General features: G+C 64.5%; 1 protein-coding gene and 1 pseudogene. Both read left to right on the top strand.

Features of this window, described 5'->3' with window-relative positions; genetic code table 11:
• On the top strand, positions 1 to 1,278 hold a 1,278-nt coding region (locus EOA86_RS32230; protein ID WP_245497446.1), incomplete at its 5' end, for a glycosyltransferase.
• Between the two features lie 37 nt (positions 1,279 to 1,315).
• Positions 1,316 to 2,078: pseudogene (locus EOA86_RS32225) on the top strand (glutamine synthetase); the annotation flags it as partial.

The raw sequence follows: 2,078 nt of genomic DNA, 5'->3' as shown, positions 1-2,078 counted from the left end.
CGCAAAGCCAGCCCGACCATCGCGCTGTTTCCCGAAGCGAGCTTCGGCGCCGCGCTCAATTGCGTCGGTATCGCGCAAGCCTTGCGCGCCCGTGGAGCCCGGCCGGTGTTCATCTGTCACGCCGGCTTTTCCGGTGTGTTCGCCGACTATGGTTTTCAGGAATACCAGTTGCCGACCCACGAGCCGCTGACCGACAGCGAACGCCAGAGCTACTGGCAAGCTTTCGTGCGCCGGCATCTGCCGCATTTCAGGCTGAGCCCGATCGATCAGCTCGAAACCTACGTCGCCCCGACCTGGGAAGCGATCGTCGATACCGCGGTCAATGCCGAGGGGCCGCTGCGCCAATTGCTGGCCCGGCTGAAGCCGGATGCCGTGGTGCTCGACAATGTCATCATGTTTCCGGCGCTGGCCGCCGCCAGCTGCCCATGGGTGCGCGTCGTCTCCTGCGCCGAGACCGAGCTTCCCGACGCCGATGTACCACCCTATCTGTCCGGTCTCGCCGCCGACGACCCAAGCCGCGCGGCCTTCGAGGCGCGCTATCTGGCAGCGGTCGCTCCGGCGCATGACCGCTTCAACCGGCTTCGGATCGACGCCGGTCTTGCGCCCTTGCCGAAGGGCCTTTTTCTCGAAGCTTCGCCAGATCTCAATTTGCTGCTGACCCCAACGATCGTGCGCAGGCAGCGGGCCGAGCCGCTCGACCCGGCCCGCTTCGTCTATCTCGAAGGCTGCGTCCGTTCGGAAGGGCCGTTCGATGTGCCGGTCTTTCCGCGCAATGACGGGCCGCTGGTCTATCTCAGCTTCGGCAGCCTGGGCGCCATGGATGTCGGCCTGATCGAGCGCATGCTTGCGGTGTTCGACCGGCTTCCGGCTCGGTTCATCGTCAATGTCGGCGGTCTGCGCGACACCTATCGCGCGGTTCCCGACAATGTCTATCTCGACGCCTGGTTTCCGCAGCCGTCGGTCGTCGCGAAATCCGATCTCTTCATCCATCACGGCGGCAACAACAGCTTTTGCGAAGCGCTGCGTTTCGGCGTGCCGTCGCTGATCATGCCCTATTGCTGGGACGGGCATGACAATGCGCGACGCGCTGAGGAAACCGGCGTTGGCCGCCACATCAGCCGCGACGGCTGGAGCGACGATGAACTGGAAAACGCCATCCTTGGCCTAATGGCCGACAGCGGGATGCGCTTTCGCCTCAAGGAGAATGCGGTCACCATGGCACGGGCGCCGGGAACCGAAATCGCCGCCGAAGCCATTCTCGCCCTCATAAGGACGTGACCTGATGCTCAACACCACGACAACGGATGCACCGCAAATGACCCCGACGGACGATCCGAAGGGGTGGCTGGAGCAGCAGGGGATCAGGGAAGTCGAGTGCCTGGTGCCGGATGTGAACGGCGTGCTGCGCGGCAAGACCTTGCCGACGGCCAAGTTCCTGAAGTCGCTCGAAGATCGCGCGCTCTACCTGCCGAGCAGCGCCTTCCTGGTCTGCATCGACGGCCGCTATTCCGGTTCCAACGACGAGGGCTTCGGCTATCAGGACCCCGACATGCGGATGGTGCCGGACGTTGCGACGCTCTGCCTGGCACCCGGTGCCGGAGCAGGGAAAGCCTATGTCTTTGCCGATGCGTTTCACATGGACGACCGGCCGTGGATGGCCTCTCCGCGCCACGTCTTGAGGGCCGTGCTCGATCTCTACCGCCAGCGGGGATGGCGGGCGGTGGTGGCGCCGGAACTCGAATTCTACCTGACCGCGCCTAATCCCGATCCTGATCGGCCGTTGAGCGCACCGGTCGGGCGCAATGGCCGTTCCGAAACAGTGCAGCATCCTTATGACATGGCGGCGTTGGAGGAATTCGAGCCGGTGATCCGGCGCCTCTACGAATATGCCGCGGCGGCCGGGCTGCCGCTCGACACGCTGATCCATGAATCGGGCACGGCGCAGCTCGAGATCAATTTCCTGCATGGCGACGCGCTGCCGCTGGCCGACAAGGTGCTGCTGTTCAAGAGGATGACGCGCCAGGCCGCACAGGAATTCGGCATGCACGCGACCTTCATGGCCAAGCCGATCGCCACAC

Source organism: Mesorhizobium sp. M5C.F.Ca.IN.020.32.2.1, assembly GCF_004023105.1.
Classification (GTDB): domain Bacteria; phylum Pseudomonadota; class Alphaproteobacteria; order Rhizobiales; family Rhizobiaceae; genus Mesorhizobium; species Mesorhizobium wenxiniae.
This window is presented reverse-complemented; position numbering and strand designations above follow the sequence as displayed.